Below are 5933 nucleotides of genomic sequence, written 5' to 3' on the forward strand. Positions count from 1 at the left end.
ATTTTTAGAATATGAGTGTAATTTTGTCTTGACAAAGGTCACTTCATAACAGGTGAATGATGCCTTAAAATCATGACTCACGGTAATTTTAGAAAAGAAAGTAAAGCAGTCGTTGTCTAAGAGTGAGAATGAAATTTTAGATTTCATGAAAGAGTCACTTTTTAGTGGCTTTTTTTAAAAAATCCTTGCATGAAATTCTATCTTTTGATATAATAGTCAAGCAATGCCCGGGTGGTGAAATTGGTAGACGCAGTGGACTCAAAATCCACCGGTAGCGATACCGTGCCGGTTCGAGTCCGGCCCTGGGCACCATTTTTAAAATTAAATATTTATTTTTTGCCCGGGTGGTGAAATTGGTAGACGCAGTGGACTCAAAATCCACCGGTAGCGATACCGTGCCGGTTCGAGTCCGGCCCTGGGCACCATTTTGAATTGTTGGATCAAGTTTTTCGGGCTTGGTCCTTTTTTATGATATAATTTTTGATAGTTGGAGGATTACATATGAAAGTATTAGTTGGATTAAGTGGTGGTGTAGATTCTGCTGTTGCAGCTTATTTATTAAAGAAACAAGGGTATGATGTGACTTGTTGTTTTATGCGTAACTGGGATAGTTTTGCGAATAATGATATTGCAGGAAATCCTACAATCAAAGATGATACTTGTCCTCAGGAACAGGATTATTTAGATGCGTTAGCGGTTGCCAATCATTTGGATTTACCTTTACAACGTGTTGATTTTATTGAAGAGTATTGGGATAACGTATTTAAAACGTTTTTAAGTGAATATGAAAAGGGCCGTACGCCAAATCCAGATATTTTATGTAATAAATATATTAAGTTTGATTCATTTTTTGAATATGCTATGAAACAAGGTTTTGATAAGGTGGCTACAGGGCATTATGCTTCAAACAAAGAGGATGAGACTGGCTTTACGTATTTAACACGTGCCAAAGACCAGAATAAAGACCAGACATATTTCTTGTGTCAGGTTGAAAAGAGTAAGGTGGCTAAAACGATTTTTCCTTTGGCAAATTTAGAAAAGCCAGAAATTCGTCAGATTGCTTCTGAATTAAACTTAGAATCGGTTGCAACAAAGAAAGATAGTACGGGTATTTGTTTTATTGGAGAAAGAAACTTCAGACAATTCTTATCGAACTATCTTCCTAGTAAAGATGGTGACATTGTAGATGTGAATACAGGTAAAGTCATTGCACGTCATGTGGGCGTTTTATATTACACGATTGGACAAAGAAAAGGTTTAAATATAGATCATGAAAAGGGTCCTTGGTTTGTGGTTGGAAAAGATGTTGTGAAGAACATTCTTTATGTATGTCGTACAGATCAAAGAGATTTATTGTATTCAGATTCGTGTGTTGTAAAAGGAATCAACTGGATTTTGCCATGTTTGGATGAGATTCCAACAAAGTGTACTTGTAAATTTAGGTATCGTCAAAAGGATCAGGATATTGAAATCGAAAGATTGGATGATACAAGTGTGTTAGTAAAATATCCACAAACGATTGCGTCTGTTACAGAAGGACAGGAAGCTGTATTCTACGATGGTGACAAGTGCATTGGTGGGGGTGTCATTGAAGAAGTCTTCAAGGAAGGCAAGAATTTAAATCAATTGATTATGGAGACAGCCAATGGACATCGAGGCTAGGCTTGAATATATCATATTTGAAAATAAAGCCAATCATTATGTCGTTGCTGGATTTTCAGAATTAAAGACGTATCATAATTTTACAGCGGCTGGAAGAATTGAAGATCCAATCGAAGATCAAGAATATGTTTTGCATGGGGAATATGTAAAACACCCTAAGTATGGGGAGCAGTTTCGTGTGGATATGGCCAAAAAGAAATTGCCAGACAATTCGGATGCGATTATTCATTTTCTTTGTGGTGAGAATTTTCCTACGATTGGTAAAAAAACAGCCGAAAGTATTTATGAGACTCTTGGTGAGAATTGCTTAGAGAAGATTCATAATAATCCAGAACTTTTACATGAAGTGCCCAATTTGACTGCCAAAAAGATGTTAATTATTCAAAAGGGCATTCAAGAATTTACAGGATTTAATGAGACATACGCAAAGCTATTAAAGTATGGCTTGAGTCCAAGACAGATTCAGATGTTATTGGACACATATGATAATGTGTTGGATGTGATTGAAGAGGATTGTTTCAAACCTTATTATGAAGTGTATGGTTTTGGATATAAAACTGCTTGTAAGATGGCAAGTGCCATAGGCTTATCCAATGAGGATCCAAGAAGATTGGATGCCTATATTTATGAATTAGCTAGACAACTATCTATGGCAACTGGAAATACATATATTACATTTGCGACAATCTTTCAAAATGTACGTGGTGTAAATGAATCCTTGATTCAGGAAAGTATTGATCGTTTGGTTTCACTTCAATATTTGTATGTTGAAAATACTAGAATCTATCCTTTTACTTTACATGAAGATGAGGTCGTGATTGCCAAAGAGTTGAAGACTCATTTATTTGAAGTGGAAAGTGTGGATGTTGAATCAAAAATCAAACAAGTAGAGTTTAGTTTAGCTATAACATATGATCAGGAACAAAAGGATGCGATTCAATTGTTCTTCGATCGTTCGTTCATGATTTTAACGGGTGGTCCAGGTACTGGTAAGACAACAACTGTAAAAGGAATCTTGGAAATTTGTAAGGATGTGTATCCAGATAGTAAGATTCAGCTTTGTGCACCGACAGGAAGGGCTTCAAAGCGACTTGCACAACTTTCAAATTGTGATTCAAGAACCATTCATTCCTTGCTGCAGTGGAACTTAGAAGATAATTCCTTTGGCAAAAATGAGGATGATCCATTAGATATCGACTTTATTATTGTGGATGAGTTTAGTATGGTGGATACCCACTTATTTGCCCAATTATTAAAGGCGCTTCCTCAGCGTTGTCGCATTCTTTTAATTGGTGATGAAGATCAGTTAGAGAGTGTGGGTCCTGGAAAGGTGTTAGAAGATCTAATTAAATCGGATGTGATTGATACGGTCCATCTAAAGAAGATTTTTAGACAGTCAAGTGGTTCTGGAATCGTGACTTTGGCAAAAGAAATTCGTGAAGAAACTACGTGTCATTATGAGGATGGTGTTGAGTTTATTGAAAGAACAACGCCAAAAATTATGGATGCCCTAATCGATTATGTCAAAGATATGGATCTAGATTCCATGCAGATATTGGCACCAATGTATAAGGGGGCTGCTGGTATTGATGAGATCAATCGTCAGATGCAGGTGTTGTTCAATCCAAAAAGTCCGCAAAAGAATCAGATGAAGGTAGGAACAACAATCTTTCGTGAAAACGATAAGGTCATGTTGTTGAAGAATTTACCGGATGAAGATGTTTATAATGGGGATATTGGTACGATTGTTGAAATTGATTCAAAACAGAATGTGATTTCAGTGGATTTCACAAATGCGATCGTTGATTTTTCAACAGACTTTCTATATTACTTAAAACACGCATGGTGTATCAGCGTTCATAAATCTCAAGGTAATGAATATCAGACGGTATTCTGTATTGTGGATGTGAATGCGAAAAATATGTTAGAAAAGCGTCTTTTATATACAGCGATTTCGCGTGCTAAAAAACAGCTTTTTATTATTGGCAATAGGAGCTTATTTGAAACGCAGGTGCGCTTAAAATTAAAGCGTATCCGTCAAACAACGTTGCAGGAAAGAATTTATGAAGAAACCAAAAAATTTTTTTAGCTGAAAAAACGGAAAGGCGACAAAACCCCTACATGAACCAAATTTTCAAAATGAGGGAAAAATCGAAAAAATCTACAAAACCCATACATGAACCTAATTTTCTAAATTGGACAAAAACGGGAAAAATCGACAAAACCCCTGTTTTTCAACTTGTTTCATGGACAAAAAAAGAGAAGTATGACTCCAGAATTGGACATACTTCTTTTTCTTTTTGGCAGGCTAGAGAAGCCTATAGATTTCTTTTTGGTGACGACCGCTGCAATAGGTGCAAGAAACGAAACCACGTTCAAACTTTTCTACACGCATAGCGATTGACTGCTGATATTTTCGATCACAGTCTTTGCATTGCCAGTAAACCATTTCTTTGCTTGTAGGCAGTACTTCGTCAGGAGAAAGCTCTAATTACTCCAACCGCAATCTCGAGCAAAGAGCTAGAAAAGAAATTGTTAAAACATTCAAAATTGAAAGAGGGAATATTGGAATTAATAGGATTAAAATAATATTATATTTTCAACCATTTGGTTATATGTTGATTTCCCATTTTACCAAGAATTTTTTTAGCCATCCATCTTTTGCCTCTTACTGTGTATTTTAAGTAAAATTTAAATATGCTCATTTTAATTGCTCTGATTTCACGGTCTGTCGAAAAAAAAGATAGAACTTTCAATGTATCCATATAGTTTATTGCACTTTGGCTTAAATGAAATTCGTTTATGCCAGCTTGAACGTTCACTGTAGATATTCTATGAGATTTTGAAAATCTATAAATCATGGCTCCATGCGCACAAGAATTCCTAATTTCTTTTAAAATATATATACCAAATTCAAATCCATCATCTGAAAATTTATCCATTTTTAAATCCTTCTTCACTTCATTTTTTGTTATAGGGTCTAAAAATTGGATAAATAAGATGGTTGTACCCAAAACTATTCCTTTTAGTGCAATCCAAAAAGGTAATTTATCATAAGCAGCCATATAATTGTTCTGGCGTTTTAGTTTTTGAACATAGTCATTATCGGTAAAAGGTGTGAAATCAGAAAATTTGTAATAAAGCGCTCGTTGAGTCGGCTGAATATAATTATTGGGATTCAGATATTCTTCAGTTCGGGAAATATTATAACAATATCTACCAGAAAAACGATATGCTAGTGAATTTTTTAACTTTGATTCTGCTGATAAAAGCGAATTCATTGTAAGCTTAGATAATTCATTATTAAATGAATAAACACCATATAAATCTTCAAAAAAGATATGAGAAAAATATTCTTTAGAAGAAGTATTGGGTTTACAAAATAATTTTTCATTAGCGTTTATGATATCAAAATATGGATGTTCTAATAAAATCTCTTTGGCCTTATTTATATTTTTAAATAATAGTCCTCTAGATTGTAATATCCCAATACGCTCATTAATCGTTTTATATTCTTTATTAATGGTTGCCATAAATTTCTCACCTTTAAAAAAAAGCAGAAGGAAATATCCTTCTGCCGGCAAATGCATGCCGTCCGCCCTAGTTGACTTTGCCTCATTAAAAGGAGCTACCTTTCAATTTCAACGGCATAATCTCATGCGGCCCCGTTACTGACTATAATATAACATATTTTTTTGAATAATGCAAAAATTAATTTATAGTCCCTCTACAATATGCCATATAATTTCTCTTCGTCCTATGAACAAAACTCTTAACACAAGAAGATTCCCTGTATAAACAAAATGTTTGTATCTTTTTCCTATTCTAATGTGTACAAAACACGACTATGAACTAATTGTACACGTAAATGTTTTGTCTAAGAGAAGAATTGTGAACAAAACTCCTCACATACGATGAACATAGGCTCTACGCTACTCCGAACATATTGTTTATTTCTTTTTACTTTCAAAAAAGTAACAAATGAAAGTATTAGAAAATAGAATATATCGACATTTTAAAGGAAACACTTATAAAGTGTTGTGTGTTGCGATGCATACGGAAACGCAAGAGAAGATGGTAGTTTATCAAGCATTATATGGGGATTATAAGTATTTTGTTCGTCCATATGAAATGTTTGTGTCAAAAGTAGATCGTGACAAGTATCCGGATGTGAAGCAGGAATATCGATTTGAACTTGTTGAAGAATAGGCTAAGGTCCAATGTCATTAAGTTAAGAAATGGCATCTTTTAAGAGGAACACAAAAAATGTG

The 5933-nt window shown here is 34.5% G+C and carries 4 protein-coding genes, 2 tRNA genes and 1 pseudogene; 5 read left to right on the forward strand and 2 right to left on the reverse strand.

Features of this window, described 5'->3' with window-relative positions:
* Window positions 1–225: 225 nt before the first annotated feature.
* The 4 genes from KTQ83_RS11040 (at window position 226) to recD2 (ending at window position 3751) form a co-directional block, all read left to right on the forward strand.
* Window positions 226–312: transfer RNA gene (locus KTQ83_RS11040), tRNA-Leu, on the forward strand.
* A 26-nt stretch (window positions 313–338) separates the two neighbouring features.
* Window positions 339–425: transfer RNA gene (locus KTQ83_RS11045), tRNA-Leu, on the forward strand.
* 76 nt (window positions 426–501) lie between these two features.
* Window positions 502–1662 (forward strand): tRNA 2-thiouridine(34) synthase MnmA, encoded by a 1161-nt coding sequence (gene mnmA / locus KTQ83_RS11050; protein WP_186999664.1) that lies wholly within the window; start codon window positions 502–504, stop codon window positions 1660–1662.
* The gene (gene recD2 / locus KTQ83_RS11055; RefSeq protein WP_217256839.1) at window positions 1646–3751 is read left to right on the forward strand and encodes an SF1B family DNA helicase RecD2; all 2106 of its coding nucleotides are present in this window, start codon (window positions 1646–1648) and stop codon (window positions 3749–3751) included. The genes mnmA and recD2 overlap by 17 nt, the downstream gene beginning before the upstream one ends.
* Before the next feature lie 219 nt (window positions 3752–3970).
* Here recD2 and KTQ83_RS12760 read toward each other — a convergent pair.
* Window positions 3971–4135, reverse strand: a pseudogene (locus KTQ83_RS12760) (zinc-ribbon domain-containing protein); the annotation flags it as partial.
* A gap of 118 nt (window positions 4136–4253) precedes the next feature.
* Window positions 4254–5195 (reverse strand): Abi family protein, encoded by a 942-nt coding sequence (locus KTQ83_RS11065; protein ID WP_186999667.1) that lies wholly within the window; start codon window positions 5193–5195, stop codon window positions 4254–4256.
* A 448-nt stretch (window positions 5196–5643) separates the two neighbouring features.
* Here KTQ83_RS11065 and KTQ83_RS11070 point away from each other — a divergent pair, with 448 nt between their 5' ends.
* A complete protein-coding gene (locus KTQ83_RS11070; protein WP_186999668.1) occupies window positions 5644–5871 on the forward strand; it encodes a DUF1653 domain-containing protein in 228 nt (75 codons plus the stop codon).
* Window positions 5872–5933 lie beyond the last annotated feature (62 nt).

The sequence above is a fragment of the Holdemanella porci genome (genome assembly GCF_019052655.1).
GTDB classification, from domain to species: Bacteria; Bacillota_I; Bacilli_A; order Erysipelotrichales; family Erysipelotrichaceae; genus Holdemanella; species Holdemanella hominis.

Excerpts from the sequence above, each read along its gene's own strand:
- mnmA (WP_186999664.1), top strand. The coding sequence starts at position 502 with ATGAAAGTATTAGTTGGATTAAGTGGTGGTGTAGATTCTGCTGTTGCA.
- recD2 (WP_217256839.1), top strand. The coding sequence starts at position 1,646 with ATGGACATCGAGGCTAGGCTTGAATATATCATATTTGAAAATAAAGCC.
- KTQ83_RS11065 (WP_186999667.1), bottom strand. The coding sequence starts at position 5,195 with ATGGCAACCATTAATAAAGAATATAAAACGATTAATGAGCGTATTGGG.
- KTQ83_RS11070 (WP_186999668.1), top strand. The coding sequence starts at position 5,644 with ATGAAAGTATTAGAAAATAGAATATATCGACATTTTAAAGGAAACACT.